The sequence below is a fragment of the Acidisphaera rubrifaciens HS-AP3 genome, from assembly GCF_000964365.1.
GTDB lineage: Bacteria > Pseudomonadota > Alphaproteobacteria > Acetobacterales > Acetobacteraceae > Acidisphaera > Acidisphaera rubrifaciens.
The window spans coordinates 1-26,101 of sequence record NZ_BANB01000009.1; the positions used below are offsets into that span (position 1 = coordinate 1).

The 26,101-nt window shown below is 66.1% G+C and carries 30 protein-coding genes; 3 read left to right on the forward strand and 27 right to left on the reverse strand.

Going from position 1 to position 26,101, the window contains the following annotated elements; all coding sequences use genetic code 11:
- The 7 genes from trbL to trbB form a co-directional block, all read right to left on the reverse strand.
- The coding region (gene trbL, locus B8460_RS00195) for a P-type conjugative transfer protein TrbL (RefSeq protein WP_048859554.1) at positions 1–936 on the reverse strand (936 nt) is incomplete at its 3' end.
- A gap of 5 nt (positions 937–941) precedes the next feature.
- A complete protein-coding gene (trbK-alt, locus tag B8460_RS00200; RefSeq protein WP_048859555.1) occupies positions 942–1,268 on the reverse strand; it encodes a putative entry exclusion protein TrbK-alt in 327 nt (108 codons plus the stop codon).
- A complete protein-coding gene (trbJ, locus tag B8460_RS00205) occupies positions 1,268–2,011 on the reverse strand; it encodes a P-type conjugative transfer protein TrbJ (protein WP_084623037.1) in 744 nt (247 codons plus the stop codon). Before trbJ ends, trbK-alt begins: the two co-directional genes overlap by 1 nt.
- Entirely contained in the window at positions 2,008–4,440 is a 2,433-nt protein-coding gene (trbE, locus tag B8460_RS00210) for a conjugal transfer protein TrbE (RefSeq protein ID WP_048859556.1), read from the reverse strand. Before trbE ends, trbJ begins: the two co-directional genes overlap by 4 nt.
- 10 nt (positions 4,441–4,450) lie before the next feature.
- Positions 4,451–4,720, reverse strand: a complete 270-nt coding sequence (locus B8460_RS00215; RefSeq protein WP_048859557.1) for a VirB3 family type IV secretion system protein — start codon at positions 4,718–4,720, stop codon at positions 4,451–4,453.
- On the reverse strand, positions 4,720–5,043 hold the full coding sequence (locus B8460_RS00220) for a TrbC/VirB2 family protein (RefSeq protein ID WP_048859558.1): 324 nt from the start codon (positions 5,041–5,043) through the stop codon (positions 4,720–4,722). The genes B8460_RS00215 and B8460_RS00220 overlap by 1 nt, the downstream gene beginning before the upstream one ends.
- Positions 5,043–5,960: a P-type conjugative transfer ATPase TrbB gene (trbB, locus tag B8460_RS00225; protein WP_048859559.1), complete on the reverse strand. Its 918-nt coding sequence runs from the start codon at positions 5,958–5,960 to the stop codon at positions 5,043–5,045. The genes B8460_RS00220 and trbB overlap by 1 nt, the downstream gene beginning before the upstream one ends.
- Positions 5,961–6,265: 305 nt before the next feature.
- Between trbB and B8460_RS00230 the strand changes: the two genes are divergently transcribed.
- Positions 6,266–6,823, forward strand: coding sequence for a restriction endonuclease (locus B8460_RS00230; protein WP_199445493.1), 558 nt, complete (start codon positions 6,266–6,268; stop codon positions 6,821–6,823).
- Positions 6,824–6,931: 108 nt separating this feature from the next.
- Here B8460_RS00230 and B8460_RS00235 read toward each other — a convergent pair whose 3' ends face one another.
- Both B8460_RS00235 and B8460_RS00240 read right to left on the reverse strand, forming a co-directional pair.
- A complete protein-coding gene (locus B8460_RS00235) occupies positions 6,932–7,387 on the reverse strand; it encodes a CopG domain-containing protein (RefSeq protein WP_048859560.1) in 456 nt (151 codons plus the stop codon).
- A 5-nt stretch (positions 7,388–7,392) separates the two neighbouring features.
- On the reverse strand, positions 7,393–9,381 hold the full coding sequence (locus B8460_RS00240) for a conjugal transfer protein TraG (protein ID WP_048859561.1): 1,989 nt from the start codon (positions 9,379–9,381) through the stop codon (positions 7,393–7,395).
- Between the two features lie 144 nt (positions 9,382–9,525).
- Between B8460_RS00240 and B8460_RS00245 the strand changes: the two genes are divergently transcribed.
- Entirely contained in the window at positions 9,526–10,446 is a 921-nt protein-coding gene (locus B8460_RS00245; protein WP_158322639.1) for a phage exclusion protein Lit family protein, read from the forward strand.
- Positions 10,447–10,458: 12 nt separating this feature from the next.
- Here the strand turns inward: B8460_RS00245 and B8460_RS00250 are convergent, their stop codons facing one another.
- The 12 genes from B8460_RS00250 to B8460_RS00305 form a co-directional block, all read right to left on the reverse strand.
- Positions 10,459–12,213, reverse strand: a complete 1,755-nt coding sequence (locus tag B8460_RS00250; protein ID WP_048859562.1) for a relaxase/mobilization nuclease domain-containing protein — start codon at positions 12,211–12,213, stop codon at positions 10,459–10,461.
- Positions 12,210–12,464, reverse strand: coding sequence for a hypothetical protein (locus B8460_RS00255; protein WP_148360176.1), 255 nt, complete (start codon positions 12,462–12,464; stop codon positions 12,210–12,212). Before B8460_RS00255 ends, B8460_RS00250 begins: the two co-directional genes overlap by 4 nt.
- Positions 12,461–13,291, reverse strand: coding sequence for a lytic transglycosylase domain-containing protein (locus B8460_RS00260; RefSeq protein ID WP_241771047.1), 831 nt, complete (start codon positions 13,289–13,291; stop codon positions 12,461–12,463). Before B8460_RS00260 ends, B8460_RS00255 begins: the two co-directional genes overlap by 4 nt.
- Before the next feature lie 2 nt (positions 13,292–13,293).
- Entirely contained in the window at positions 13,294–13,806 is a 513-nt protein-coding gene (locus tag B8460_RS00265) for a S26 family signal peptidase (protein WP_048859563.1), read from the reverse strand.
- Positions 13,803–14,309: a DUF2840 domain-containing protein gene (locus B8460_RS00270; RefSeq protein ID WP_048859564.1), complete on the reverse strand. Its 507-nt coding sequence runs from the start codon at positions 14,307–14,309 to the stop codon at positions 13,803–13,805. The genes B8460_RS00265 and B8460_RS00270 overlap by 4 nt, the downstream gene beginning before the upstream one ends.
- Entirely contained in the window at positions 14,306–14,557 is a 252-nt protein-coding gene (locus tag B8460_RS00275; RefSeq protein ID WP_048859565.1) for a hypothetical protein, read from the reverse strand. The genes B8460_RS00270 and B8460_RS00275 overlap by 4 nt, the downstream gene beginning before the upstream one ends.
- Entirely contained in the window at positions 14,554–15,192 is a 639-nt protein-coding gene (gene parA, locus B8460_RS00280) for a ParA family partition ATPase (protein ID WP_048859566.1), read from the reverse strand. The genes B8460_RS00275 and parA overlap by 4 nt, the downstream gene beginning before the upstream one ends.
- Positions 15,189–16,244: a replication initiator protein A gene (locus tag B8460_RS00285; protein ID WP_048859567.1), complete on the reverse strand. Its 1,056-nt coding sequence runs from the start codon at positions 16,242–16,244 to the stop codon at positions 15,189–15,191. Before B8460_RS00285 ends, parA begins: the two co-directional genes overlap by 4 nt.
- An 8-nt stretch (positions 16,245–16,252) precedes the next feature.
- Positions 16,253–16,537 (reverse strand): helix-turn-helix transcriptional regulator, encoded by a 285-nt coding sequence (locus B8460_RS00290; RefSeq protein WP_048859568.1) that lies wholly within the window; start codon positions 16,535–16,537, stop codon positions 16,253–16,255.
- A 133-nt stretch (positions 16,538–16,670) separates the two neighbouring features.
- Positions 16,671–17,279 carry a DUF2285 domain-containing protein gene (locus tag B8460_RS23240; protein WP_048859569.1) on the reverse strand — a complete coding sequence of 203 codons (609 nt, stop codon included), beginning with the start codon at positions 17,277–17,279 and terminating at the stop codon, positions 16,671–16,673.
- Positions 17,233–17,424, reverse strand: coding sequence for a transcriptional regulator domain-containing protein (locus B8460_RS23245; RefSeq protein WP_084623041.1), 192 nt, complete (start codon positions 17,422–17,424; stop codon positions 17,233–17,235). The genes B8460_RS23240 and B8460_RS23245 overlap by 47 nt, the downstream gene beginning before the upstream one ends.
- Positions 17,425–17,605: 181 nt before the next feature.
- Positions 17,606–17,863, reverse strand: a complete 258-nt coding sequence (locus tag B8460_RS00305; protein WP_048859570.1) for a DNA -binding domain-containing protein — start codon at positions 17,861–17,863, stop codon at positions 17,606–17,608.
- Between the two features lie 153 nt (positions 17,864–18,016).
- Between B8460_RS00305 and B8460_RS00310 the strand changes: the two genes are divergently transcribed.
- On the forward strand, positions 18,017–18,274 hold the full coding sequence (locus B8460_RS00310) for a helix-turn-helix domain-containing protein (protein WP_048859571.1): 258 nt from the start codon (positions 18,017–18,019) through the stop codon (positions 18,272–18,274).
- A gap of 56 nt (positions 18,275–18,330) precedes the next feature.
- Here the strand turns inward: B8460_RS00310 and B8460_RS00315 are convergent, their stop codons facing one another.
- The 6 genes from B8460_RS00315 to B8460_RS00340 all read right to left on the reverse strand — a co-directional run bounded on the left by B8460_RS00315 (position 18,331) and on the right by B8460_RS00340 (position 25,835).
- Positions 18,331–18,654, reverse strand: a complete 324-nt coding sequence (locus B8460_RS00315; RefSeq protein WP_048859572.1) for a DUF736 domain-containing protein — start codon at positions 18,652–18,654, stop codon at positions 18,331–18,333.
- 634 nt (positions 18,655–19,288) lie between these two features.
- A complete protein-coding gene (locus B8460_RS00320; RefSeq protein WP_199445494.1) occupies positions 19,289–19,711 on the reverse strand; it encodes a hypothetical protein in 423 nt (140 codons plus the stop codon).
- Between the two features lie 203 nt (positions 19,712–19,914).
- Positions 19,915–20,883 carry a DUF2493 domain-containing protein gene (locus tag B8460_RS00325; RefSeq protein WP_456303895.1) on the reverse strand — a complete coding sequence of 323 codons (969 nt, stop codon included), beginning with the start codon at positions 20,881–20,883 and terminating at the stop codon, positions 19,915–19,917.
- A gap of 283 nt (positions 20,884–21,166) precedes the next feature.
- Positions 21,167–22,225 (reverse strand): DUF7146 domain-containing protein, encoded by a 1,059-nt coding sequence (locus tag B8460_RS00330; RefSeq protein WP_048859574.1) that lies wholly within the window; start codon positions 22,223–22,225, stop codon positions 21,167–21,169.
- A 63-nt stretch (positions 22,226–22,288) separates the two neighbouring features.
- The gene (locus tag B8460_RS00335) at positions 22,289–24,406 is read right to left on the reverse strand and encodes a ParB/RepB/Spo0J family partition protein (protein ID WP_048859575.1); all 2,118 of its coding nucleotides are present in this window, start codon (positions 24,404–24,406) and stop codon (positions 22,289–22,291) included.
- Positions 24,407–24,638: 232 nt separating this feature from the next.
- Positions 24,639–25,835 carry a hypothetical protein gene (locus B8460_RS00340; protein WP_048859576.1) on the reverse strand — a complete coding sequence of 399 codons (1,197 nt, stop codon included), beginning with the start codon at positions 25,833–25,835 and terminating at the stop codon, positions 24,639–24,641.
- Positions 25,836–26,101 lie beyond the last annotated feature (266 nt).

Consider the following 26,101-nt stretch of genomic DNA (forward strand, 5'->3'; position numbering starts at 1 on the left):
GCCCCCGCGCGCCGCGCCGGCGATGGCACCGCCTGCCGCGCCGACAGCGCCGACACCGGCCGCAGCGAGACCAACTCCGGCGGCGCCGATCCCGGCCGCCGCGAGGCCGGTTCCGACGGCGGCGCCGGCGCCAAGCTGGGGACCGCCGGCGATCAGGCCGTTGGCGATTCCGGGACCGAAGATCGTGAGACCGAGGAGAGTGAGCGCCGCCAGAATCAGGGTGAGGGCGTCGGAGATCGTCGGCGGATTGTTCAGCGCGGTGGTGAACTGGCCGAAGATGGTCGAGCCGATGCCGACGATGACTGCCAGCACGAGTATCTTCACGCCGCTTGAGACCACATTGCCGAGCACCTTCTCGGCAAGGAAGGCGGTCCGGCCGAAAAGCCCGAACGGCACGAGCACGAAGCCGGCCAGCGTCGTCAGCTTGAACTCGATCAGGCTGACAAAGACCTGTATCGCCATGACGAAAAAGCTGATGATGACGATCAGCCAGGCGATCAGCAGGATCGCGATCTGGATGAAATTGTCGAAGAAGCTGGTGAAGCCCATCAACCCTGAGATCGAGGTCAGGATCGGCTTGCCGGCGTCGATGCCGACCTGCGCGAGCTTTCCCGGTTGCAGGAGCTGCGCGGCGGTGATCGTTCCGCCGCCGGCCTTCAGCCCGAGCCCGGAGAACGAGTTGTAGATGATCTGCGCGAGATTGTTGAAGTTGCCGATGATGAAGGCGAAGACGCCGATGTAGAGCGTCTTGCGGATCAATCGCGCCAGGACGTCTTCGTCGGGCGCCATCGCCCAGAAGAGGCCGGCAAGCGTGACGTCGATCGCGATCAGCGTGCTGGCGAGCCAACGCACATCGCCCTGCACCAAACCGAAGCCGGAATCGATGTACTGCGTGAAAGTCGCGAGGAACCCGTCAATGACGCCCGTACCGCCCATGCGATTTACGGCTCCTCCGCATCGGTCTTCGGCGTCGGATGCGACGCGGGTGGGGTGGCGCTGTGGGCCGGCCGGTAGGTGAAGAAGCGGCGGCGATTTTCTGCCCATGCGGCCGCGCAGGCGCCGTCGTTTTGCGCCGCCATGCCGATCGACTGGCAGCGCGCGAGTTCGGCCGCGAGCGGATCGGTCGATTCTGCTCGCCGTGGCGCGGGCGCATGAGGCTTGGCACCGTCGTGATCGAAGCGAACCGCAAGGGCGACGATCGCCACGGCAACCAGCAGGAACCCGGACGCGCGAGCGACGGCGCGGGTGTTGAACAGCCGCCCGCGCATCAGTGGAACATCTGCGCAGAGCCGGCCTGATAGCCGGCGCCGTAGTTCAGGAAGTTCTGGAGCTGTTGCTGCGCCTGGACCTGGCTCTCGATCCGACGCGCGCCGTCGAGGCTCTGCGCCCGCGCGATCGACGCCATGACAGCGGTAAGATCGGCGAGCTGCTTGGTCTGGATCGCGATGAGCTGGTTTCCGGACTGCGCGGCCTGCAATGCGCCGGTCGCCGACTGGCTGGTGGAGATCAGCGCATCGATCTGCGTGCGGGTCGTGTCGAGGTTCTGCACGACACCGGCCTGAACGCGCATGGCGTCCTGGAAGCCGGCGCGCGCGTTCTGCCAGCGCGTCTGCGCGTCGGCGATCAACTGCTGCGATGACGTCGCGCTCGAATAGGCCTGCGGATAGGTTTGCGTGAATGCCTGATCGATGGTGCTGACGCTGTAGGCGATGCGCTGCGCCTGAGAGAGAAGCTGTTGCGTCTGCGCGATCGACTGTTCGAGCGTGGCGAGCGAGGAGTACGGCAGGCTCGCGAGATTGCGCGCCTGATTGATCAGCATGGTGGCCTGGTTCTCCAGGCCTTGGATCTCGTTGTTGACCTGCTGCAGTTCCCGCGCCGCGGTCAGCACGTTCTGGGCGTAATTGCTCGGATCGAAGACGATCCACTGCGCTTTCGCTGGCGGGCTGATCGAGACGAGAGAGAACGTGGCGACGCCGGCCGCGAGCGCGACGCGGATCCGATGACGGATCATGGGATGGTCTCCTGATTTTGGGTGAGCATGTCCGCTGCCCAGTCGACGCCCTTGGCGCGCAGCCAGGCGGCGGCAAAACCGTCGCGGCCGTGTTCGGCGAGGAGGCGCGAGATCGTGGCCTGATCGGTCTTCGACGACGCGGCGGTGAAGGTGAGCGCGACTTCGGAGAGCCCGAGTTCGAACAGGCGGTTCCCGCGTCGCGACTGGCAGTAATAGTCGCGCTTCGGCGTCGCCCGGCTCAGGATTTCGATCTGCCGGTCGTTCAGGCCGAAGCGACGATAGACCGCGGCGATCTGGGGTTCGAGCGCGCGCTCATTGGGCAGGAAAAGCCGCGTCGGGCAGCTCTCGATGATCGCCGGCGCTATCGACGATCCGTCGATATCGGCGAGCGATTGGGTCGCGAAGACGACGCTCGCATTCTTCTTCCGCAGCGTCTTCAGCCATTCGCGCAACTGCCCGGCGAAGCCGGGATCGTCGAGGGCGAGCCAACCTTCGTCGATGATGAGCAAGGTCGGGCGGCCGTCGAGCCGATCCTCGATGCGATGAAAAAGGTAGGCCAGAACCGCGGGAGCCGCGCCGGCCCCGATCAGCCCCTCGGTCTCGAAGGCCTGAACATCCGCCTCGCCGAGACGCTCGGTCTCCGCGTCGAGGAGCCCGCCCCAGGGTCCGGCAACCGTATAGGGCTGCAGCGCCTGCTTGAGCGCATTCGACTGAAGCAGAACGGAAAGGCCGGTGATCGTCCGCTCCGCCATCGGCGCGGAGGCGAGCGAGGTGAGCGCGGACCATAGGTGTTCCTTCAGTTCGGGCGTGATGGTGACGGCCTCGCGGCCGAGCAGGGCCGCGACCCACTCGGCAGCCCAGGCGCGCTCGCCAGCGTCATCGACGCGCGCGAGCGGCTGGAGTGCGACGGCTTCGACGGCTTCATCCGCGAGGGCCCCGCCGAGGTCGTGCCAGTCGCCGCCCATCGCCAGCGCCGCCGCGCGGATCGATCCTCCGAAATCGAAGGCGAAGACCTGCGCGCGCGGGTAGCGGCGGAATTGCAGCGCCATCAGCGCCAGCAGCACCGATTTGCCGGCGCCGGTCGGTCCGACGATCAGGGTGTGACCGACATCGCCGACGTGCAGCGAGAAGCGGAACGGGGTCGAGCCTTCCGTGCGCGCGAAAAAGAGCGGCGGCGCCGGGAAATGCTCATCCCGTTCCGGCCCGGCCCACACCGCCGAGAAAGGCATCATGTGGGCGAGATTCATCGTCGAGATCGGCGGCTGACGCACGTTGGCGTAGACATGACCGGGCAGCGATCCGAGCCACGCCTCGATGGCGTTCACCGTCTCGCGCATGCAGGTGAAGTCGCGGCCCTGGATCGCCTTCTCGACCAGGCGCAGCCGTTCCTCGGCGGTGCGGGCGTCTTCGTCCCAAACGGTGACGGTCGCCGTGACATAGGCTTCGCCGACCAGATCGGAGCCCAGCTCCTGCAGCGCGGCGTCGGCGTCCAGCGCCTTGTTCGCGGCGTCGGAGTCCATCAGCACCGACGCCTCGTTGGTCATGACCTCTTTCAGGATGGCCATGATCGACTTGCGCTTGGCGAACCATTGCCGCCGGATCTTGCCGAGGACCTTGGTCGCGTCGGTCTTGTCCAGGCAGATGGCGCGCGTCGCCCAGCGATAGGGGAATGCCAGGCGGTTGAGGTCGTCGAGCAGCCCCGGCCAGGTCTGCGACGGGAACCCCATGACCGTCAGCGTGCGCAGATGCGCGCCGCCGAGCCGTGGCTCAAGGCCGGCGGTGAGGTCCTCATCGAAGAGGATGGCGTCCAGATACATCGGCGTCTCGGGCACGCGGACGCGCTGGCGCCGGGTCGAGATGCAGGCGTGCAGGTACGTCAGGGTTTCGCCGTCATCGAGCCACGCGGCTTCGGGCATGAAGCCTTCGATGAGCGCGAGCACGCGATCGGTGCGATCGACGAAGCCATCGAGCGCCGCGCGCCAATCGGCGCCCGTCTGAGCGCGGTTCTCGTAGAGGAATGCCTCCGCGCGCGCGGAATCGTCGGCCGGCGGCAGCCAGAGCAGCGTCAGGAAATACCGGCTCTCGAAATGCGCCCCTTCCTCTTCGAATTGCGCGCGGCGCTCGGCGTCGACCAACTCCGAAACCGGGTCCGGGAAGCGGCTGTTCGGGTAGCCACGCGCGAAGTCGCGCTGCGCCTCGATGAAGATCGCCCAGCCGGAGCCGAGGCGGCGCAGCGCGTTGTTGAGCCGCGAGGTGATGGAGACCAGTTCCGCCGGGGTCGAGGAATCGAGGTCGGGTCCGCGAAACTTCGCGGTGCGCTGGAACGATCCGTCCTTGTTGAGGACGACGCCCTCGCGCACGAGCGCCGCCCAGGGCAGGAAGTCGGCGAGGCTCTGCGCACGGCGACGATATTCGGCGAGGTTCATCATCGCCGCGCCCTCACGCGACCAGGTGCTGCGGGTAGCGCAGATGCCGGCGCACCACGTCGACGAAGGCGGCGTCGCGCTTGGCGGCCCAGACGGCCGCGAGATGCCCGAGCAGCCAGAGCGCGGCGCCAACGAGCCAGAGCCGCAGGCCGAGTCCGATCGCCGCGGCGAGCGTTCCGTTGACGATCGCCACGGCGCGCGGCGCGCCGCCCAGGAAGATCGGCTCGGTCAGGGCGCGATGGACCGGCGCGTAGAACCCGGCGATGGCGTCGGACGGTTCCATCATACCATCACCCCGCCGCCGAACTGGAAGAAGGACAGAAAGAAGCTCGAGGCTGCGAAGGCGATCGACAGACCAAAGACGATCTGGATCAGGCGGCGAAACCCTCCGGAGGTTTCGCCGAACGCGAGGGTCAGGCCGGTGATGACGATGATGATGACGGAAATGACCTTGGCGACTGGTCCCTGGACCGAATCCAGGATCTGGGTCAGCGGCTGCTCCCACGGCATGTTCGTGCCGGCCGCGTAGGCCGGCGCCGTGGCGAGCGCGACGAAGGCGGTGGCGGAGGCCGTGACGAGGGCACGGCGGGCGCGGGTAAGCAGCATCACGGTTCTCCTGCTGGGGTGAGGACGTAGTCGCCGTTGGGTCCGAGCCCTCGGACGGCGGCGAGTTCGGCGAGACGGCGGGCGGCGCCGCGGCCCGACAGCACGGCGATCAGGTCGATCGTCTCGGCGATGAGCGCGCGAGGAACGGTGACAACGGCCTCCTGGATCAGCTGCTCGAGACGGCGGAGCGCGCCCACCGCCGAGCCGGCGTGGAGGGTGCCGACGCCTCCGGGATGGCCGGTGCCCCACGCCTTGAGCAGGTCGAGCGCCTCGGCGCCGCGTACCTCGCCGATCGGAATCCGGTCCGGCCGCAGCCGGAGCGATGAACGCACAAGATCGGACAGCGAGGCGGCCCCGTCCTTGGTCCGAAGGGCGACCAGATTGGGCGCCGCGCATTGGAGCTCGCGCGTGTCCTCGATGAGCACCACGCGGTCGCCGGTCTTGGCGACTTCCGCGAGTAACGCGTTGACGAGGGTGGTCTTGCCGGTCGAGGTGCCGCCGGCGACGAGGATGTTCTTGCGGGCCAGAACCCCGGCGCGCAGCAAGTCCGCCTGGTCGGCGGACATGATCCCGGCGTCGACATAATCTCCGAGCGTGAAGACCGCGACTGCCGGGCGCCGGATCGCGAAGCATGGCGCGGCAACGACCGGCGGAATCAGACCCTCGAACCGCTCTCCTGTTTCCGGGAGTTCAGCCGAGACGCGCGGGGAACCTGGATGGACCTCGACGCCGACATGGTGCGCGACGAGTCGCAGGATGCGTTCCGCGTCGGCGGGTGCCACGCGGACGCCGGTCTCTTCCAGCCCGCCGGACAGGCGATCGATCCACAGTCGTCCGTCGGGGTTGAGCATGACCTCGACGATGCTCGGGTCTTCGAGGTGGCCGGAGATCGCCGGTCCCAGCGCGGTGCGCAGCATGCGCGCGCCACGGGCGAAGGCTTCCGATCGAAGGGAGATCGTCGTCACACAGAACCCCGCGAAGTCGCCTCGACGCTGAGGCGGTTGGATCAGCGGGGTTGATTAGAAAGAGCCAGAACTGGGGCGACGCAACAAGACTCGAGGGTGCGTCGGGCTACTGGGTAGAAATACAGGCCGCCAGGACAGTGCATCGCTATCCCAGGCAGAGGGGCACTGACGACACTGAGTGAACATGCGAAGGTCGGCCTGCATACGGTCAGACGCACGAAATGACTTTTTGCAAAGCGAGACACAAGCTGCCGGCAATGATTCAGAGTTTCAAAATGGCAAAGAAAAGTAGTTCTGACGCAAGAAGACTAGGCAAGCGAGCAAAGGCTTGGACCAATTACGAGGAAGTCGCTCGATATGTGCTTCAACAGCTTGGGAAGAGGTTCGGACTTGCCGATGTGGAAGGTAAGCAGAAGGTCTCTGGGCGGCAATCTGGAACAAAGTGGGAAATTGATGCCAAGGGTGTGCGAGATGGCGACGCGTCGTTCGTAATTGTCGAATGTCGACGCTACGGTAAGCGCCTAAATCAGGAGGCACTTGCGGCGGTAGCATATCGGATCCTCGACACGGGTGCGACAGGCGGAATCACAGTCAGCCCGCACCCCCTTCAAAGGGGCGCCGCGAAGGTCGCCAGGGCTAGCCAAATCGAGCATGTGCAACTCCGATCCGACAGCACCCGTGAACTGTGGGTCGCTGAGATCAAGAAGGTGATCCACGTCGGAATCACCGAAGTTGTTGGATTGACCGTGAGGGACTCTTTCACGATCACGGTCATAGACGCCGACGGCAATGTGGTGGAGCAGCGGAGCGGATAGGCCACGAAGAGCGGTTGATCTTAAGATCTGACTTGCGGTCCCACGGTATCCGCATTGGAAAGCGTTCGGCGCCGGTCACACCGACCTTTTTGGGTCGCTATCCGACCCTCAAAGCCGTTGTCGATCGCAACCGTCATTCGGTCTATACGGTTGTGAGTCGGATGCCGCTACGTCGCAAACAATCTCGTCGGCCAACTTGCGCCCGCGAGCGAGGCGGCGACCCAGCGCTTCAACAAACCCTTCATAGCGCTCTCGCCCCTTGGCCTGCGCCGCGGCGACCGAGCTGTCCGGGAGTGGCGGCGTGCTCGTCAGCCAGAAGCGAACAAAGACCGCCAGCGCCTCGTTCGATATGTCCACGTACCTTTCTATGCGCTCCAGGTGCCGGCCAATGCGATCCAGCCGTCGCGCCAGCGCCGCCTCCAGCCGGTCGGCGCCATCCGGGGACAAATGCGATGCCAGCGCCGCTTCGACGATCATCGACTGGCTAACCCCTTTCCGCGACGCATAGTCGGACAGCTTGGTCATCAGATCGGGGGGAAGGCGGAACGTGTGTTTGGTTCGCATCGCGCTCACATCCGCATGTCGTCTGCCGGATCGAGGGACACTTGCCGGGCGACAGCACTCATCGTGCGCTGCAAGATGCGCTGCCGCTGCGGCTCGTCCTCCGCGTCCTCATCGATCAACTCGAATTCGTTGACAGCCCGTGGCGCCGCCGGAGCAATGTCCTCGTGCTCGGGCAGCTCGGGCTCGCGCCGGATGCCTCCATTCGCTGGATCTTCAGTGTCGGTCTGGTGCGGTCGAACGATGACGGCGCCTTCCCAGTCGCCATAGGCGTCAGTGGGATTGGTTTTCGCGCGGGGCGTGTCCAGGCTGTGGCCCGATAAGTCGGGCGGCCGCAGAATGCGAGCCTTCAGTTCGGCGTCCTCGTAGTAACGCGCTTTCTTCGCTCGAATCGGCTGGCAACCGGATACCAGAACGAGTTCGTCCTCGTGCGGAAGCTGCATCACCTCACCCGGGGTCAGCAGCGGTCGCGCGGTCTCCTGTCGTGACACCATCAGGTGGCCGAGCCAGGGGCTCAGCCGATGGCCGGCGTAGTTCTTCATCGCGCGCATTTCGGTGGCGGTGCCGAGGGCGTCGGACACACGCTTGGCCGTCCGCTCGTCGTTGGTCGCGAAGCTCACGCGCACATGGCAGTTGTCGAGGATCGAGTTGTTCTGGCCGTAGGCCTTTTCGATCTGATTGAGCGACTGCGCGATCAGGAAGCTCTTGAGCCCATAACCCGCCATGAAGGCGAGCGCGCTCTCGAAGAAATCCAGCCGACCGAGTGCCGGGAATTCGTCCAACATCAGCAACAGCCGATGCCGCGGCGCCTTCGGTGAGAGCTCCTCGGTCAAGCGCCTGCCGATCTGGTTGAGGATCAGGCGCACGAGGGGCTTGGTCCGGCTGATGTCCGATGGCGGCACCACCAGGTAGAGGGTGGTCGGCGCCTTCGCCTCCACCAGGTCGCGGATGCGCCAATCGCACCGCCGCGTCACAGCCGCCACGACGGGATCGCGGTAGAGGCCGAGGAACGACATGGCGGTCGACAGCACGCCGGACCGTTCGTTCTCGCTCTTGTTGAGCAACTCGCGGGCCGAACTGGCGACCACCGGATGAACGCCGTGCTCGCCCAGATGCGGCGTCGTCATCATGGCGCGAAGCGTCGTTTCGATCGGGCGGCGCGGATCGGAGAGGAAGTTGGCCACGCCGGCGAGCGTTTTGTCAGGTTCGGCGTAGAGCACGTGAAGGATTGCGCCGACGAGCAGTGAGTGGCTGGTTTTCTCCCAGTGGTTCCGCCGCTCGAGTGCGCCTTCGGGATCGACCAGCACGTCCGCGATGTTCTGGACGTCGCGCACCTCCCATTCGCCCCGGCGAACCTCGAGCAGTGGGTTGTAGGCGGCAGTTGCCGCATTCGTCGGATCGAACAACAGCACCCGGCCGAAGCGCTGGCGCCAGCCGGCGGTCAGCGACCAGTTCTCGCCCTTGATGTCGTGGACGATCGCTGATCCCGACCACGTCAGGAGCGTCGGCACCACCAGACCGACGCCCTTGCCGGACCGGGTCGGCGCGAAGCACAGGACATGCTCGGGGCCGTCGTGCCGCAGATATCGATCCTGCCAGCGCCCGAGCACCGCCCCATCATGGGCGAGCAGACCAACGTCGCGCACCTCCGCGGTCTGCGCCCAGCGGGCCGAGCCATAGGTCGTGACGCGCTTCGCTTCGCGGGCGCGCCAGACCGACATGGCGATCGCGACGATGACGGCAGCGATCCCGCCCAAGGCGGCAATGTAGGCGCCCTCGGTGAAGATGTCGCGTGCGTAGGCGTCGTAGGCGAACCACCACCAGAAGAAGGCAGGAGGCTGATATATCGGCCAGCCGAAGACCTCGAACCAGGGTCTACCGAGCTGGGGTTGGAAGACGAGCCTCCACGCCACCCACTCCGTCGCCCCCCAGACGAAGGCGAGCGCGACAAGGCTGACGGTGAGCACCTGGCCCCAGAGGATCTTGGTCGCGTTCATAGCGATCGAAGATCAGCGGGGGGATCCGAGTGAAAGACAACCGTCTAGTGAACTTCACAGTTCGCGCGGATAGATTTGGGTAGAAATCGGTCGGGTTAGCGAGCCCGCGCTGACGTGAAGCGGAGCGTAACTTCGGAGTCTATGATGGATGTCTCATACGCGGTTGACACCTTGTTCGCCGGGGTCGTGCCCGAAAGGCTCGATGAGTTGAAGAATTTGTGGGGACAGCATGCGGAGCGGGTCCGCCTTCTCGACGTGCCGAGGTTCCTTCTGCAGCAGCTTTACGGAACCGTACAGGTGAGCGAAGTGGCGCTGCGCCAAATTTGGCTCACTGGTTATGCCGCGTGGAGCGCCGTCCAAGCCTATAATGTACCGCTGGCGCTTTCCGCCGTTCATGACGCTCCACTCGATATTGCGGCCTGGCACGCCGTTCCGTCTCAAGCCGAAAGAGACTTCGCCTTCGACAGCCTTTTCGACAAGCTAATCGAACTCGGAAGAATCGGAAGCCTTGAAGGCTTCAACTGGCCCGAGAACGTCCCTTACCCCCAAGAAGGATTGAAAATCACGGATCCAGAGATGAAGGGAACGTTTGACCTTGTCTGCATGGCAGGAGCTTACGTATTCGCGCATGAGGTGCGGCACGGCGTATTTGAACAAGAAGGTAGCAGGCCAAACGACCTCGTTGAGGAGGAGTGGGAATGTGATCGTTGGGCGTTGTCGCTGATGCTCGACGAAGCGGAAGACTATGCGAACCGTAACGGTTGGGCACCATCTGACGTACGAGCTAAACGACTCCTTGGAATCATCATCGCAAAGCTGACAATCCTGGCGCTTACGCCCCGTTCGTCGTGGGATGAGTCTGAAGATCATCCGCCCGTGAGGGAGCGAATGCAACTCGTTCTAGACGCCGCGGTTGATCCCGTTCCCGACTGGTTCTGGATAACGGTTACATCGATGCTTTTGGCGTTCGCGAGACGACTTGGCATATCCATAACTCCGCGCCCTCTTCCTCCAAGTTTTCGCAGTCTGAGCTACAACATCTGCGAGCTCCTCACGTCGCACTAGCAGCAAGCCGCCCTATAAGCCGATCCCGCGATTACGCTGAAAAATCCAATCCACTTTACCGAATTGACCCATGACGCCCCCGACTTGTCGCCCGAGCTGCCGCTCCAGCGCCGGCCGCCAAGGGACGAGCTGAAACCCCATGCCGTCATCGATCATGGCGAACCGGCCGGAGGCAAGCGCGACCCGTTGGCGATAGACGCCCGAGACGTGCTCGCCCTCTACGGATGGCCGATGGGCGAGCCCCGTTTCGGCCGAGAGCCGCGCGACAGCGTCATCGAGTTCACGTCGGCGCAGCGTGTCGAGAATGTCGCGTGCGAAGACGACCTGCTGCCCTTGCCGGCGCGCGAGGTCCTGTTCAACGAGATGATCGATGCGGCGGTCCATCGCGTCCCGCACTTGAGCGCCGAAGCCGGCGCCACCGAGCGCGGTCTCCTTGGCGAGAAGCTGGCGATCGAGCCAGGTGGCGCCGGATGCCGTCACCTGCGCGTCAATGTTCAGGTCGGAACGGGTGGCGAGCGAGAGCCGCCTGCGGCCGCCGGCATCGTCGTAGACTCGCGCCTCGACGATTGCGCCGGGCTTCGCGTCGCCGGTCACGTCGAGATGGGCGAAGACGACGTGATGCGTGCGGCCGTCGATCCCGTCGACGACGACGTAGGCCGTGCCTTTCAGCTCGTCGTGCAGCCCGCGCTCGACCAGACGGCCGAGGATCGGTGCGGACGGTTCCTCTCCGTGCATCGCGAAGCTGGTGACGTCCGGCTCGCGATCGCAGGCACTCATGGCCCGGTGCATGGTCTTGATGATGTCGCCGCGGACGCCGAGGTCCCTCAGCGTGGGTTCGAGACCCGGCTTCAGCGTCCACTGCGCCGGGCTACACTGCTCCGCGAGCCCGAGGCGTTCGAGCCTGGCTGCGCGGCCGATCAGCAGCCGGCGCAGCTCGGGGTCTTCGTCACCGCCTCCAGGCCTTAGGTCCGCGACGCCGCCACCCTCGTCGGCCATGTCGCGCAGGGAGCGGTCGAGGCTGGTCCATCGCTCCGCGCCGACTTCGCTCTCCAGCCCGGCGCGGATTTCCAGGGCGGTGCGCGGCCCGAGCTCCAGGGTGACGCGTTCGGCGGCGCGGTTGCGCAGTCCGTGGCTGATGTAGTCGCGACTGATGACGAGATCGGCGCCATCGTCGGCACGTCCGCGCACCAGGACATGGATATGCGGATTGTTGGTGTTCCAATGATCGACGGCGACCCAATCGAGGCGGGTGCCAAGATCGCGTTCGGCATCCCGCATCAGCTCGCGCGTGAAGGCGCGCAGGTCCTCCATGCGGCCGCCGTCTTCGGGCGAGACGGTGAAGCGGAAATGGTGCCGGTCATCCTCGCACCGCTCGGCGAAGGCCCGTGCGTCGGCGTCGTCGGAGGACGCGTCGAACATGCGCGCGTCGGCGCCGTCATGGGTGACGCCGTCACGCTTCAGATAGGCCAGGTGCTTCGCCAGCGGCGCCGATCGGAACCGGTCGCCGCGATGACGGACGATGCGGGTCATGATGACGACGCGGCGCGTGGATGAGCGCGACGCAAGCGACAGCGCCGCACGCCGGCCGCGGCCGAAGGTTGATCCCCCCTTGCTCTTTCCGGCGCCCTTGAACGTCGCTCCCCGATGGCCGGCCTTCGCGGCGGCGCGCATCACCTCGCCGACGAAGGTCTTCGGCCGCTTGGCGCCTCGGTTGCCATGGCGAATGCGGCCGGGCCTGGCGGTGAAGTCGTCGTCGGCCCCCGTCATGGCCCGATACGTGCTGGCCGATACAGAGGATGGCGCTCGGAGCGTTGATTTGCTTGGGCTTTTGACGGAAAGCGCCAGCACGGTTGCTGGGCCATCTGGCGAAAATCCTCAATCCAACCAATCACATGCGCCGGGCCGCAGGCGGCGCTTTTATCTTGCCGTCCGTTGGTCGGTTCGTCGGTCTCGCTCTCGACGACGTTCCAACCGCCGCCACAGCCCGCCGGAACACGAAATGACGTCGCGCCGATCATCGCCCCGGGCTCCAACCAGACAGCGCTACGAACAGGCCGTTCGACGACGGCGCGAGGCCGGTCCAGTCGGCGACGCGACGGTCACCTGACGCCGATCCGGACGACGGCCCGACTGCATTCTTGCCGCTGCTCGATGGCGGTCTCGACGGCGACGGGAAAAGCGATGCTTCGGTCCAGGATCGCTCGACCGTCGCCAGCAGCGTCGCATCATCGACCTCGCCACCGGCAACGACCGGGGCCAGTCGTGCGAGGTAGGCGCGGGTCTCCATCGGCAGCGGCCTGCCTGTCGCGAGGTGGTCCTCCCAACGTGCTGGCCCGGCGTTGTAGGCCGCGAGGAAGCCAGGGATGCCGTAGCGGTCGTGCAACTCCCGCAGATACGCCGTGCCGGCGAAAATGTTGTCGTGCGCGTCGTAAGGATCGGCGCCCAGATGGTAGTGACGGCGCAGCTCGGCCCATGTCTCCGGCATGATCTGCATGAGGCCGATCGCGCCCTTGGGCGACGTCGCGCGCGCATCGCCGACGCTTTCGGCCCGCATGACGGCGCGGATCCAAGCGGGAGGAATGCCGAACCGCGTGGCGGCTTCGTCGACGAAGACGGCGAACGGCTCACGCGGCGCGACCACGCGCATCTGTGCAGGTTGGGCGCGGGCCGACATGCCGCCGAGCGACACCTGGACAGCGACGGCAATGATGCACGCCGCGCGATGCAGACGCCGCTGTCGATGAGGATTGGGGCGAATGGGGGATCGAAGGCAGGCCGGTAAGAGGGATAAGGTTCGGTGGTGAGCGGGGCCATGATCGGCCAGCGAGCAGCGAAGCCGTTGCACGATCAGTCCTCCTCGTGCGTCCAGAGGGGAACCGCCCGACCGACGATCGTGCTCGCAGGCAGCAAGCCGAAATAGCGGCCGTCAAAGGAGTGCGCCGACCCCCGGTTCATCAGGAAAATCGAGTCTGTCGGCACGCGCTGGCAGCCCTGCCAGACTGGCAGTGGGCGGCGCTGGCTGTCGCTGTCGAGGGCCTCGCCCATCGCAATGCCATCGACGCTGACCGTGCGTCCTGCGCGGCATACGATTTGGCCCGGAAGGGCAAGGATGCGCTTCAGCATGGGCACGCCCCGGGGCAGGTAGCGACGCTCCGCGAGGAAGCTGGCGAGCTCCGGCGGCGGATCGACGGCGACCAATTCGGTGACATGCAGTTGCCCGGCGGACTCGATCGCGTAGAAGCCGATCGGCACGCTCGCGCTGACGTTCCAGATCAACAGCGGCCTTGGCCGGATGACGAGCGTCGTGGCCGCGGCCAGCGCGATCAGGCTCGCGAAGATCGACCAGCGTTTGCGCGTCATAGGCCGACGCTCCGACGCGCGAGCCACGCGCGATGACGCTCGCGGGTGTAGGGGCGCGGCGCGTCGCCAGCGCTCAGCCGGTTATGGACGTGACGCCAATAATCGGGCGCAGCTTCGCTGGGATCGATGTCGAGCGCTTCGATGGCGTCGATGGTCTGAAGCGTGCGCTCGACCTTTGGCCAGCCGCTGATCCGCAGCAGAATCTCGCCACCTGGCTGGACGTAGGGCACGGTCTGGTAGGCTTCGCCGGCGGCGACCGCGCGGAGAATATCGATCCGGGATACGACGGTGCCGTAGTCTTTGGCGGCCCAGCGAACGAAGGCAAAGAGCGAATTCGGCGCGAAGCTCAGCACGCGGCGTCGCCGGTCGAGGATCGTTTCCTCGATGTCGCGACCGAAGCGGATCCAGTGCTCGATCCGCTTTTCGATCCAGGTCAGTTGGACGTGGGTCAGCGGTGCGGCAGCATGAGATGCGCGCGATCGCGGTCGCGTGTCAGCCGTCATGACGCCGTTCCCTCGTTGTCGGGAAACTCGCGCAGCAGCAGAGCGCGCAGCATGTCGGCGACGGTTTCGCCACGGCGGAACGCGGCGATCTTGATCCGTCCGCGCAATTCAGGCGTCACGTCGATTGTCAGCCGAGCGGAGAACGTGTCGGCGCCGCGCGGCGGCGGCGCGAAATCCTGAGTTCGCACCCAGGCGTCCGGGGTGGCCGGTCGCGCGGCGAACGCGCGCTTGGAGACACGATCGGTCATGTCGCCACCGCCTCGACTTCAGCGGCGAGCGCGGCGATTTCTCGCGCAGCTAGGCTGTCCGGGGCGAGCTCGTCGACCAGGCGGCCCGAACGCGCGGCGTCCGCGAAGGCGACGCGCTGGCCGATGCGGGACGCGAGAACCGGCGGATCGTGCTCGACCAAGCCGTCGGCGGTCTCGCGGGCGATCACCGTGCGCGCGGCGCAGCGGTTGAGCAGGAACCGCGCGGCGAGTCCGGGGCGAAAGACGCGCGCCTCCTCGAGCAGCCGCAGCATCTCGGCGGACGCCCACCCATCGAACGGCGAGGGTTGCGCGGGGATCAGGACCAGGTCGGCGGCGAGTAGGGCCGAGCGCAGCAGGCCGGCGACACGAGGCGGCCCGTCGATGATCACGTGATCAGCACTGCGCGCGAGGTCCGGCGCCTCGCGATGCAGCGTGTCGCGAGCGAGGCCGACGACGCCGAACAACCGGGGCGCGGTCTCCCGGGCGCGCTGCGCGGACCAATCGAGCGCCGAACCCTGCGGGTCCGCATCGATGACGATGACCCGCTTCCCTTCCCGGGACCATCGCCCCGCGAGATGGAGGGCGATCGTCGTCTTGCCGACGCCGCCCTTCTGATTGAGCAGCGCGACGATCATGGCCCGCGACCCCGGGTTATCCCCAAGGTTGGCGCGTGGCCAACTTCAAGAAGGTTAGATTCTTTTGGGTTAGAGTCTAAGTTAGGTGTGTCGTAAGTGACTGTTTTGGATATCGGAATCGGCGTTTTCGGTTCCCGATGGCACGAGCCCGCGGTTCCTGATGGCACGTGTTCGCCGGTTCCCGATGGCACGAGCGTTCCCACAGCTTGTCCACAGACGCCTGTGGATAACCGCGCGCTGACGAACGCGAGCAGCTCGCGCCGCCCTGCCTCGTATTCGATGGTCAGGCGATAGCCCGGCAAGGGCTGACGGCGGACGATGTCGCGCAGCTCGAAGGCGAAGCGCTTGAAGGGCGAAAGGCTGGCTGACTTGGCGTGCAGGTGCCGAAAATCGAACCGCCAGCCGGCGTGCTGGTTGCCGGCGTGCTTGCGGACGAGCCGATAGAGCCAGCGTTCCAGCCCGCCGGTCAGGCGGAAATAGGTGCGGTCAATGGTCAGGACGAGCGCGTCATCGAGGACGGCGCGATAGAACCAGTCAGGCACGATTAGGTCGATGCCGGCGGGGTTGCCATGCCTGTCGGCGTGCTCGGTCCACTCGTTGATCCAGGAGAAGCGGTGCAGCCGCCGTTCCGCCGCCTGACGCAGGGACGTGGCGACCGTCGTCGACTGGAGCCTGTCGAGCGCGGCCTTCAGGCGGTGATAGTCGCGTGCACTCGTGCCGCGTCCGATGAAGGTCAGGATCTCGTAAGGCGTGGCCGCCATCAGGCGCGATGTGCGGATTCCGGCGTCGCGCGCCTCGACGATCTGCGAGGCCGCCCAGATCAGGACGTCCGCGTCCCAGATCGTCGCCATGCCGTGCTCAGGCACGGCTTCGACCCGGATGGTGATATCGTTCATCCGGAAATCGATCGGCGTGGTGCGATGCGTCTTGGCGAGGCTGAAGAAGGGGTAAGCCATGAGGTCCTGCGCGTCGCGTGGCGCGAGATCGCCGGGCAGCGCCCGGAAGAGTTCGAGCTGCTCGCGTTCGGATTGAGGGCGGTGGCGCGAGGACATCGGGCAAGTCAGCGGCGCGGAAGCGCGGCGCGCGCCAGGGCATCGGCCGTGTGGCGTTTGGCGGGCAGGACGGTCGAACGGCCGGGGTCCGAGGTGGACGCTTTGGCGCCGGACTCGACCCAGGCCTGGAGATCTTCGAGGCGATAGACGACGCGACCGCCAAGCTTCGAATAGCGCGGCCCGGTGCCGTAGATGCGGTGCTTCTCGAGCGTGCGGATGGAGAGCCCGACGATGCGCGCAGCCTCCGGCGTGCGCAGATAGCGTTGTGGCATGCCCGCGATGGTGGTGGACATGGGATACCTCCGTGATCCTATGAGGGGTCGCCGGATGGCGGCGGCCGTCGCGGATCACGTTCGGCAATCGAGCGGGTGAAGGGGGATGGCGAAGTTGCGGGCGGCGAATTCGCCACCCCCCGGGCGCGCGACGCTATTCGGGTGGCTTCGATTTCAGCAGCTTGCGATAGCCACCGCGCATCAAGGCGACGCCGGTGCGCGCGATGCGGATGACCGCGTCGCGTAACGACGATGTCTTCCAGGCCTCGTCGGCAACGCGTCGGGGGCCGAAGATGACCTCAGCAATCGCGCGGTAGCTGGCGCCATCCAGCCGCGCGTCCAAGGCTTGCAAGGCTGCTATCAGGCGTTCGAGGCGTCGGGATCGGGATCTTCGAGGGCCAGATGATCCTCGCGCCTGCGCTTCCCAAAGCCGCACGACCGCGTCGGCCCGCGCCGCGGTCATGGCGTCGAGCGGAATGATGGCGGCGAGGGACGCTCCAGCGTCGGTTCCCGCCGTTACCCAGAGCTGCTGGAGGCCGGCTTCGCTCCGGACCATGAGATGAGCGCCATCCTCGGCGTCGCGACGGACCATCTCAGCGGGAAGATCGGCAAGGGTAAGGGCGGACTGGCTCGCGCCAGCCGGCGCGGCGGCGAGGATGACGACCGACGCCAGTTCGTTCGGTCGCCAGAAAGCGGGCGACTGGTCGGCGCGGGCGTCAGGGTCCGCCAGGAAATCGTAACCCCCAGACGCCGGCGCGGACATCCGCGGCGCCAGCGTCGCCGGCGGCGGCCCGATAATCGGCCCGGTAGGCAGGGTTACGCCGCAGGAACTCCCAGGCGAGCCCGGCGGATTCAAGCGTCTTGGCGTATTCGTAGGCGGCAGGAGACCGCCAATCCTCCTTCGACATGGTCGGTCTCCGCGACGGAACGACGTGATGCCTTCGGTTGCGAGGACTGAGGTGTGAGCGAGTCGCCGGATGTGAAGTCCACCCGCCGGCATCGCGCCATGCCGGAATCGGCTCGGCGTAAATACGCGGATCCGTGATCGCGGGACCGGATGGAAACGTAAAGCCGGAGTCGCGGTTCGGGTCAGCTCGGCGTGCTGAGGAGATCTCGGTAGCCCTGCGCTGTCAGCCAGCGGGCGCGCGCCAGATGCGATTCATAGGCGCTGCGCGCTCGAGCGGGTTCGTGCCCCGGATCGATGCCCAGCACGATATGCGCCGCTTCTTCCCACGGCGCGCCTTCCTCGGCGGCGTCGAGCAGGCGCAGATAGATCGCAGCATGCGATCGGTCGTAATCCGTAACGTGCGTCGCGTTGGGCGCGGCGTCTGCGATCTTCGAATCCATTGGCGCGGTCCTGATCGTCTCTCGTGTCCCCAGACGGAGGTCTGGCCCGGCGGCGTGGTTGATAGCGAACCTGTGGCCCCGCGAACACCGGGACGTAAGGCCGCGTATTATAATACGTAGCGCCAAAATACGCGATTGGTGTCCACCCTATGGATGGATATCCGGCGAGTTTTTGGCGCAAATCTCAGACGATTTCGAACGCAAGCGGGTCTCAGCCAGGAGGCCGTGGCCGAGCGGATGGATGTCGATCGAGCTCATGTGAGCAGTATGGAACGCGGTCAGCAGAACGTCACGCTACTGACGCTTTGGCTCGTGTCTCAGGCGGTCGGCGTGAAGCCGGCTGCATTGCTGGATGAGGATTTCGCTGCGACGGCTGCCGAGGGCATCGCGGAGAGCGATCCGTCGTCCTGATCCCCTAAACGGAAAACCCCGTCCGGCGGTTCCGGACGGGGCTTCGCGTCGTCGGCTCAGTCGCCGTTGGTGCGGCGGCTGCGCGACCAGATCAGGGTGAACCCCTCGCCGTCCTCGTCATCGACCAAGTTGGCGTAGATCGGCGCGTTGAAGCTGGGATCGTCCAGCTTGACCGAGAGATAGTCGCGCCCCTCGTTCGAGCGCTTGGACCAGGCCGCCCCGATCTCCGCCCGGCCGACGAAGATGCGGTGGCTGGGCGTGTTGTCGCTCGCCCGGTTGGCCTCCGGGACGATGCGGACGCCCTTGGTCTGAACGCTGAGGGTGACGATTTCGCCCTGCAGCTCGCTGCCGACCTTCTTGAAGGAACCGATGGTGGCCATGTCACTTCTCCTTGCTGTTCGCGAGCCCGCGACCATCGCGGCCTCGATGGCGATCGGCAGGCCGAAGACGATCGACGACGCACCCGACGGTCGGGGTCCCCATCGCCGCCCTTTCGGCGTATGTGCGATGGGGTGGCCCGAGGGCCGTAGCGCAGCGGAGGACGGCGCCGAGGAGACTTTCTTGTCTCGCGAGGAATGGGCCGATCCGGGGTCCCGCGGGCTCGTCCCGTGGGGTGGTCGGTCCAGGGGAAGAAAGTCGATGCGGCGACGTTGCGGCTCAGACGATCGAGGCGCAGCCGGTCTTCGGCCAGATCAAGCCAAGGAGAGGCCCCGTGCTCGCGCGCGGTGAACAGCATCCTTGGGGAAAGATGTGGCGGGCTTCGGTTCGCACGAACAAGGGGCTGCGGCGCTGACGGGGAGAGAAAGAGCCCCTGGCGCAGAAAAGGGCGGACCAGCCTGAGTCCCTGAAGGCGGGGAAAGCGACGCTATTTCAGCCAGCACGCAGATCGACGGTGGGTAGACACCGCGGCCTAGCTTCAGCGATACGTGAGTGCGCGCGCTTCATTCGTCGGAGGGATGCCCCCGCTCAACGCCGACCTATCCCAAGCTCGACCGCGATCAGAGAAATCGGGGATCAGGAGATCCTGGGCGTTGTCGCCATCTGCGACTGATCCGACATCGCGACAGAGACACGTCGGACACCGGACGGGTAAGCCATCCCAGCGACTCGGACGACAGCGGTCGCACCGATGGCGATCGCGCCCACAATGGCAAACACCTCTCGCCAGCCTTCGGCTGGGACGCCGATCCGGGCCAGCGCGAGGGTGGCGTGGTAGCCGGCAACGGTTGCGGGCGCGGCGAAAAGGAGCGCGATGAGCCCCCGCAGCACGGGTGAGGCGAAGGTCGCGAAGATCGCTTGGCCGACGACCAACGTAATGGCGCCCGCCGTAAACCCGACGATCAGGCCGCCGAAGAGACCCGCTCCGCTATGATAGGCGGCGAGGCCCGTGGTCATGCCGGCGAAGAAGGGCAGCGCGTAAACGGCGAGATTGAACATCAGCCAGCAAAAAAACCGATGCCGAAGAGACTGAGAACGATGCCGATGGCGAGCATGGTGGCGAACTCCACGACCGAGTCGGACGTAAGGATCGCGCCTTCCACCACCATCATGGCGCAGACGCGAATATAGTCGAAAAGAGCCGAAGGCGTCAGCAGAAATCCGGCATGGTCGTTCGTTTGGCCTGTGTCTGTCGACGGCGCTCACGCGCCGCCCTTGCCAAACTTCCAGACCGGAATGCCGAGCTTCCGCGCCTTGTCGGCGAGGTTGTCCTGGATGCCGGTACCCGGGAAGTGCATTACCCCGATCGGCAGGGCGTCCAGCATCGCGTCGTTTCGTTTGAACGGCGCCGCCTTGGCATGCTTCGTCCAGTCGGGCTTGAAGGCGATCTGCGGCACCTTGCGGTTGTCGGCCCATTTGGCGGCGATCAGCTCGGCGCCCTTCGGCGAACCGCCGTGCAGCAACACCATGTCAGGGTGCTTGGCGTGGACCTGATCGAGCTTGGCCCAGATCAGGCGGTGATCGTTAAAATCGAGGCCACCGGTGACGGCCACCTTCGGCCCGGCCGGCAACAGCACCTCCCGGTCGGCGCGCTTCTTGGCGGCGAGGAAGTCGCGGCTGTCGATCATCGCGGCGGTGAGGTGGCGATGGTTGACCTTCGATCCGCTGCGCGGCCGCCAGGCCGAGTGTGTGTGCCGCTCGAACTGATCGGCAGCTTGGTCGCGCATCAGCTCGAAGACGTTGCGGCGCTCGATCAGCGTTTGTCCCTCCGATGTCAGCCGTTCGAGTTCGACGGATTTGACCTCGCTCCCGTCCTGTTCCCGTTGCGTGCGTCGCTGCGCCAGCTCGTTGTCGTCGAGTTCGCGTTCGATCCGGTCGATGGCGCGATGGAACACGTTCACCGTCGACCAGAGCAGATCCTCGAGGTCGGGTTCGAGGCGCGTTTCCGCGAGCGCCACCACGAGGGCGTCGAAGATGTCGGAGATGCTGCCAGCGAGAATGTGCGGTTCGGGAAGGGGCCGCGGGTCGGGTTCGTCGCGGAAGGGCCGGTAGCCGTAGAGCTGAAGTTCCTGGAGGACACGGTCGGTGGGGGATGCGCTGTGGCGGGGCTCGAACTCTTCGTCGTGGTCGATGGACATCGCGGCTTTCCTCGTCGGATCGGCCGCGCCCATCGCGGCCTTCATGGCGACGAAGGCGGCGGGCGGGGCGGACCTGCACCCGCAGCGCAGCGAAGGGCCGAAGCGCCAGCGGAGGATGGCGTAGGCCGGCGATTTTGCTTCGCGATGGAACGGCGCGCAGCGCCGCCGGAAAATCGTTGGCCGCAGCCATTGCCGGTCTGCACCGCATGGCGCCCGATCGCCCTCTCCAGAAGGCCGTGGGCGCGGTCCTCTCCGCCGCTTAGGGAAAGCCGGTCCATCGCGTGAGAAAGACGAGCCGCGCAGTCTTCCCTGCCGGCTATGCCGCCATCTCCATGAAGCGGGCGACGTCCTGCGCCGCGATCTGCTCCCGTATCGCCGCCCGGAGCGCGTCGATCCCCAGCAGCCGGAGATCCTCGTTGAAATCGCCTAGCCGTGGCGAAAGCACGAGCGCCTCGGTCCCGGCCGACTGCGCGCGGTCGCGGAGCATCGCCACCGCGCTATCGCCTGCCGGATCGTTGTCGCGGGCGATGTAGAGGCGTCGCAGCATGTCCGGGAACAGGATGGCCGAAAGATGCGCGGCCGAGAGCGCGGCTACCATCGGCATGGTCGGCAAGACGCAGCGGAGCGACAGCATTGTCTCGATGCCTTCGCCGGCGGCGAGGACCTCGCCTGCGACGCCGAAGCGCACCGCGTGGCCGAGCAGATCGCCCATAGCCCGTCTCGGCGTGTCGATCGGCGCTTTGCCGAGCGTCGCCTCGTTGAAGCCGTCAGGGTCGAGCCAGGTGCGATGCACGCCGGTCAGGCGACCCGCGAGATCGGTGACGGCGGCGATCATCGCCGGCCAAGTCTCGGTCGGGCTGTGCTCGTCCGGCCGGTAATAGCAGCGTGGATGGAAGCGCAGACTGCCGGTTCCGTGCAAAGCCGAAATGCCGCGTTGGCGCAAATACGCTTCCACGGGAGTGCGCTCGATGGGTTGCGACATAGCGAACAACCGGCGCGCTGCTTCGGAAGATCCGGCCGGCGCATCCGGCCTCGCTGGAGCGACGTTCGGCCACCGCGACGGTTCAGCAGGTTGCGGAAGGCTCAGGAAAGCGCGGGCTTCATCGACGACGTCCTTGAAGTCGGTAAGGCTGCGGCTCTCGAGGATGATGTCGAGCAGATCGCCATGCTCGCCGGTGGCGGCGTCGGTCCATTTGCCGGGCGGACCTTTGGCCGTCTCCCTGAGACGCACGAACATGGACCGCCCCGGCGTGTTGCGGGCGTCGCCCACGACCCAGTAGGCGCCTTCGCGACGCCCAGCGGAGAGGTAATGGCGGCACACCGCCTCGGCATTGCGAGCGAGGCGGTGTGCCAGCTCAGCGGCGTTTTCCGCCATGGCGAACTCCCAGACGAAAAAGGCCCGCCATCGCTGGCGGACCAATGAGGCGGATCGATACTTCTATTCTGCGGCGATGCGCTCGGGGCCGGATGCGTCGGCCTCATCTTCGCTTTCGACCGAGGGTTCTCCCATGGCCGTTTCATATCCGGCGACCGCCGTCTCTTCGACCTCAGGCGCGACCGGTGCGGATTGGTCTGTGCACGCGGCAGAGAGGTTGCCCGAGGGCGCGTGCCCAGGCGTCCGGAGCGGCTCCGGAAGCCAGCGCGCGTCCGCGAGCAGCGCCTCCGCTTTCACCGCCATGTCGCCTTTCTTCAAATGCTCGATGCTTTCCGCTGCGCGCTCCCCCTTCGACTCTGCAACAGCTTGCAAAATCCGCCCTTTGGTGACGCGGCCGAGGAAGTTGTCGACGGTCGGCTGCCATCCTGCGGCGGCCATATCGAGATCGACGGCCTGGGCGAGTTGATCGGCATGGGCGAAAGCGCGCGGTCTCCGGTTCCATGCCTCATGCACGGCATTGACCGATAGGCTGACCACGTGGGCGAAAAGCGCGCCCCGACTGTCGCCGTCCCAGCCTTGCAGCGCATTCCATAGGTCGGCCGAGTTCTTCGGGAGCGCCTTTCCCCAGGTTTCGTGGCGAACGCGGATCGCCTCGGCCGCCGCGCTATCGTTCAGGCCTGGCGCCTGGGCGCTGAAGCTGACGCTCTTCAGATCGAGATCCAGGCAACTATCCGAACCGTAGTGATAAAACGCCTTCAGCGAGAGGGCGTGCAGGGCGGCGAGAAAGGCGACGTCGGGCCGTTCGCCGAGCGCCTGACGCAGGCCGAGCGTCCGGTGGGCGGTGAGTTCCGTCATCAACCGGTCCGAAATCGGAGACAGGCCCTCGTCTTCCTCGGGTTGTGTCGGGGGTTCGTCCACCGTCACGCTATCCCCGCCGTAGCTCGCGGCCACGGGCCGGGCAGCCTGGTCGTCTGCCGCCGGACCGGGGTCGGACTGCGCCGGCAGCTCGTCCTCGGTGCGAACGTAGCCGCGCTCGACACGCAGGGTGCCGTCATGGGCTATGCTGACGAAGGCGCCGGCGCGAACAACGTCGGCAGGGTCGAACATGACTGGCCGAGTTTCGAAGGCTTCGATTGCGGTCTCGAGTTCGCCGAAGCGCTGATCGACGTCTTCGGGCAACTCGTCGGCGTCGGCATATTCCTCCGACAGCCGGTCGTATTCCGCCTGGAGCGCGCTGCGGGTTGCTTCCTCTTCGGCGGTGAGCGGCGCTTCCTGGCCGCGAAGCTGACGCAGGCCGAAGGTGTGACCGTAGGCGAAGTCGGGCGCGACCTCGATCCACTTCCACCCTTCGGCCGCGATCGCTTCGGATTCCGCCCTCAGCTTGTCGGCCACCATCTGATCGACCAGCGCGACGTCCTGCAGCCAGCCGCCATCGTCGCCCTGGAACAGGTCACGCAGGATGGCGCCGCCGGCTTCGACATACGCGTCCACGCCGATGAACTGTACCCGCTTGTCGGAGGCGCGGACGGCGCCTTCGGTCAGCATCCGACGAATGGTGTGCGGCTGCTTGTCATAGGAAGTTTGCAGCCGCTCGAACACCTGTTCCTGGCGCGCGTGATCGGCGGAGACGGTGAAGGCCATGAGTTGATCGAGAGTCATGCCGTCGTCGGCATAGGCGTCGAGCAGGGCCGGTGAGACCGAAGCGAGCTTCAGCCGCTGCTTCACCACATTGACCGAAACGAAAAACGCGGCAGCCATTTCCTCCTCGGACTGGCCCTTCTCGCGCAGCGCCAGAAAGGCCCGGAATTGATCGAGCGGATGCAGCGGCGCGCGCTGGACGTTCTCGGCCAGCGAGTCCTCCTCGGCGATGCCGCCCTCGCGAATCACGCACGGCACGGGCGCGGTCTTGGCGAGCCGCTTCTGTTTCACGAGCAGCTCCAGCGCCCTGTACCGGCGGCCGCCGGCCGGGATCTCGAATATGCCGGTCTCGACGCCGGCTTGGTCGATGACCGGCCGGACGCTGAGGCCTTGCAGCAGGCCGCGGCGGGCGATGTCTTCGGCCAGTTCCTCGACCGAGACGCCCGCCTTCACGCGCCGGACGTTCGATTGGCTGAGCACGAGCTTGTTGAAGGGGATGTCGCGCGAGGGAGCGAGGGTGATCTTCTGAACGGCGGTCGCCATGAGATGATACTCCGCGACGGGCGGCCGAAAGCCTCTCTCTCGGCCTGCAACCCGTCACGGAACACGGCGCCGCCCTCTTCCTCTGAGGGCAGCGCCGCGAAACCATTGATTAGGATAGAGAAAGCTGCCGGTGACTACCAATCGGCGGGCCATTGACTACCAATCTGCCGAAGGCTGCGGTCTGGGTAGAAAGCCGGAAATGCGCAAATCCGCTTCTCCGGCTTTCCGGTAATCAGGCTGCCCGGTCGAGCAGCCTCTTCGCCCGCGCCTCCAGGTCGAGCCGGGCGTCCTGGTGGGTCTTGCCGCGGGCGACGGCGGTGATGCCCTGCACGAAATCGAACACGCTCTCGGGTTTGCGACCTTCCTCGGCCAGCACCGTCTCGATGATTTTGGCTGTCTCGCCCTTCGAGAATCCGCGCTTGCGCAGGAACTCACTTCGATCATCGTCATTGCGGGCGACGATCTTTTCCCGCGCCGCCTTGATGCCGTTGACAAAGGGCATTGGCGAGGAATTGGCGAAGCGGGTGAGCGCCGGCGCCGCTTCGTGGGCGAAGCGCGAGGCGGCGTATTTGGAGTGCCGGATGGTGATCTCCTCAAAGTCCTCGACGCCCCACAGATTGCGGTTCTGGCAGACGGCGCGGAGGTAGAAGCTCGCGATGCCCAGCGTCTTGGCGCCGACCTCGGAGTTCCAGCAGTAGAAGCCGCGGAAATAGAGATCGGGCGAGCCGTCCGGCAGCTGTCCGGCCTCGATCGGGTTGAGGTCGTCCACTAGGAACAGGAAGACGTCGCGGTCCGAGGCGTAGAGCGTCGTCGTGTCCTGGGTGATGTCGACGGACGGGTTGTAGACCCCGGTGGACCAGTCGAGCACGCCCGGCACTTTCCAGCGCGTGTCGCCAGTCCCATTGCCGGCGATGCGCTGCACGGCGGCGACCAACTCGTGGTCGAAGATGCGGCCATAGTCCGGCCCGGTCACGGCGCGCAACTCGACGCGGCCATCCTCGATCTCGAGCGTCTTGACCTGCTCGGCGCGGTGCGTGGTCAGACCGTATTGCAGGTTGATGCCAGCGAGCGGGGCGGGAAGTTGGCGCAAATAAGCGGCCGGGGCGCCGACCAGGCTGGCGAGCTGGCCAAAGCTCCAATGCGTTGGAGCGATCGGCGCCTCGGCCTCCGGTAGTATTAGCGTCAGGCGCTCGGCGTCGCCGCGGCTGGCGTCAACCCGGATCGCGGCGCTCTCCACCGTCCGGGTCCGGCTGCGTTCGGTCCGGCCGCGCACGGACGCAAAGAGCTCCGACAAGGAGAGATAGCGCTCGTCCGCCGGTCGGCTGAACCACTCCGACGATACGCGGCCGACGCGCTCGCCGCGGCTCACGTCCACCTTGTAGCCGCCGTTACGGCCGCGAGCGGCGTCCAGAACTTCCATCTGGGTCATGGGATATCTCCATGACGGGCGCCGGAGGCCTCTCCTCCAGCCTTTAACCCGTCACAGAAACCCGTCGGCACTCTTCCTCTATAGGCGGCCTTCGGGAGGCTGGGTGGCTTATGTACGCGCCTTGAACACCGCAGCGCCCCCTAGGAACAACGAGCTTGGCGGACGTGCCTAGCCACGTTGGGGCGCACGATGGTCCGACACGCGTTGGCGCGGAGGTCGCCGCTTATCAGCAAAATTCCGCCGGTTAAGACGGCAATTAATCTCGG

Excerpts from the sequence above, each read along its gene's own strand:
- B8460_RS00275 (WP_048859565.1), bottom strand. The coding sequence starts at position 14,557 with ATGACCGATCGTGTCTCCAAGCGCGCGTTCGCCGCGCGACCGGCCACC.
- trbE (WP_048859556.1), bottom strand. The coding sequence starts at position 4,440 with ATGATGAACCTCGCCGAATATCGTCGCCGTGCGCAGAGCCTCGCCGAC.
- B8460_RS00310 (WP_048859571.1), top strand. The coding sequence starts at position 18,017 with ATGGATATCCGGCGAGTTTTTGGCGCAAATCTCAGACGATTTCGAACG.
- B8460_RS00285 (WP_048859567.1), bottom strand. The coding sequence starts at position 16,244 with ATGTCCTCGCGCCACCGCCCTCAATCCGAACGCGAGCAGCTCGAACTC.
- B8460_RS00320 (WP_199445494.1), bottom strand. The coding sequence starts at position 19,711 with ATGTTCAATCTCGCCGTTTACGCGCTGCCCTTCTTCGCCGGCATGACC.
- trbJ (WP_084623037.1), bottom strand. The coding sequence starts at position 2,011 with ATGATCCGTCATCGGATCCGCGTCGCGCTCGCGGCCGGCGTCGCCACG.
- B8460_RS23245 (WP_084623041.1), bottom strand. The coding sequence starts at position 17,424 with ATGTCGAAGGAGGATTGGCGGTCTCCTGCCGCCTACGAATACGCCAAG.
- B8460_RS23240 (WP_048859569.1), bottom strand. The coding sequence starts at position 17,279 with ATGTCCGCGCCGGCGTCTGGGGGTTACGATTTCCTGGCGGACCCTGAC.
- B8460_RS00330 (WP_048859574.1), bottom strand. The coding sequence starts at position 22,225 with ATGGCGGAAAACGCCGCTGAGCTGGCACACCGCCTCGCTCGCAATGCC.
- B8460_RS00270 (WP_048859564.1), bottom strand. The coding sequence starts at position 14,309 with ATGACGGCTGACACGCGACCGCGATCGCGCGCATCTCATGCTGCCGCA.
- B8460_RS00325 (WP_456303895.1), bottom strand. The coding sequence starts at position 20,883 with ATGGGCGCGGCCGATCCGACGAGGAAAGCCGCGATGTCCATCGACCAC.
- B8460_RS00235 (WP_048859560.1), bottom strand. The coding sequence starts at position 7,387 with ATGCGAACCAAACACACGTTCCGCCTTCCCCCCGATCTGATGACCAAG.
- trbK-alt (WP_048859555.1), bottom strand. The coding sequence starts at position 1,268 with ATGCGCGGGCGGCTGTTCAACACCCGCGCCGTCGCTCGCGCGTCCGGG.
- parA (WP_048859566.1), bottom strand. The coding sequence starts at position 15,192 with ATGATCGTCGCGCTGCTCAATCAGAAGGGCGGCGTCGGCAAGACGACG.
- B8460_RS00340 (WP_048859576.1), bottom strand. The coding sequence starts at position 25,835 with ATGACCCAGATGGAAGTTCTGGACGCCGCTCGCGGCCGTAACGGCGGC.
- B8460_RS00220 (WP_048859558.1), bottom strand. The coding sequence starts at position 5,043 with ATGCTGCTTACCCGCGCCCGCCGTGCCCTCGTCACGGCCTCCGCCACC.
- B8460_RS00335 (WP_048859575.1), bottom strand. The coding sequence starts at position 24,406 with ATGGCGACCGCCGTTCAGAAGATCACCCTCGCTCCCTCGCGCGACATC.
- B8460_RS00250 (WP_048859562.1), bottom strand. The coding sequence starts at position 12,213 with ATGACGGGGGCCGACGACGACTTCACCGCCAGGCCCGGCCGCATTCGC.
- B8460_RS00245 (WP_158322639.1), top strand. The coding sequence starts at position 9,526 with ATGGATGTCTCATACGCGGTTGACACCTTGTTCGCCGGGGTCGTGCCC.
- B8460_RS00240 (WP_048859561.1), bottom strand. The coding sequence starts at position 9,381 with ATGAACGCGACCAAGATCCTCTGGGGCCAGGTGCTCACCGTCAGCCTT.
- B8460_RS00255 (WP_148360176.1), bottom strand. The coding sequence starts at position 12,464 with ATGATCGGCGCGACGTCATTTCGTGTTCCGGCGGGCTGTGGCGGCGGT.
- trbB (WP_048859559.1), bottom strand. The coding sequence starts at position 5,960 with ATGCTGCGCACCGCGCTGGGACCGGCGATCTCCGGCCACCTCGAAGAC.
- B8460_RS00265 (WP_048859563.1), bottom strand. The coding sequence starts at position 13,806 with ATGACGCGCAAACGCTGGTCGATCTTCGCGAGCCTGATCGCGCTGGCC.
- B8460_RS00215 (WP_048859557.1), bottom strand. The coding sequence starts at position 4,720 with ATGGAACCGTCCGACGCCATCGCCGGGTTCTACGCGCCGGTCCATCGC.
- B8460_RS00290 (WP_048859568.1), bottom strand. The coding sequence starts at position 16,537 with ATGTCCACCACCATCGCGGGCATGCCACAACGCTATCTGCGCACGCCG.
- B8460_RS00305 (WP_048859570.1), bottom strand. The coding sequence starts at position 17,863 with ATGGATTCGAAGATCGCAGACGCCGCGCCCAACGCGACGCACGTTACG.
- B8460_RS00230 (WP_199445493.1), top strand. The coding sequence starts at position 6,266 with ATGATTCAGAGTTTCAAAATGGCAAAGAAAAGTAGTTCTGACGCAAGA.
- B8460_RS00315 (WP_048859572.1), bottom strand. The coding sequence starts at position 18,654 with ATGGCCACCATCGGTTCCTTCAAGAAGGTCGGCAGCGAGCTGCAGGGC.